The organism is Methylocella tundrae (assembly GCF_901905185.1).
Taxonomy (GTDB): Bacteria; Pseudomonadota; Alphaproteobacteria; order Rhizobiales; family Beijerinckiaceae; genus Methylocapsa; species Methylocapsa tundrae.
The window spans coordinates 1-446 of record NZ_CABFMQ020000161.1; the positions used below are offsets into that span (position 1 = coordinate 1).

The window sequence follows — 446 nt, forward strand, 5'->3', positions numbered from 1 at the left end:
GTCCTGCAGTGCAACAACTTCGAGGTGGTGAACATGGGCGTCATGGTCCCGTGCCACGAGATCCTGGCGCGCGCCAAGGTCGAGGGCGCGGACATCGTGGGCCTCTCGGGCCTCATCACGCCGAGCCTCGAAGAGATGCAGTACGTGGCCGGCGAGATGCAGAAGGACGAGCACTTCCGCGTGAAGAAGATCCCGCTCCTGATCGGCGGCGCCACCTGCTCGCGCGTGCACACCGCCGTCAAGATCGCGCCGCACTACGAGGGCCCCGTGGTGTACGTGCCCGATGCCTCGCGCAGCGTGAGCGTGGCGCAGAGCCTGCTGGGCGACGGCGCGCAGAGCTATGTCGAAGAGCTGACCGCCGACTACGACAAGGTCCGCCAGCAGCACGCCAACAAGAAGCAGACGCCGATGTGGCCGCTGGCCAAGGCCCGCGCCAACCGCACGCC

At 67.7% G+C, this 446-nt stretch carries 1 protein-coding gene; it reads left to right on the forward strand.

What is annotated here, in order from left to right; genetic code table 11:
• The coding region (locus tag MPC4_RS20830; RefSeq protein ID WP_174514227.1) for a cobalamin-dependent protein at positions 1 to 446 on the forward strand (446 nt) is incomplete at both ends.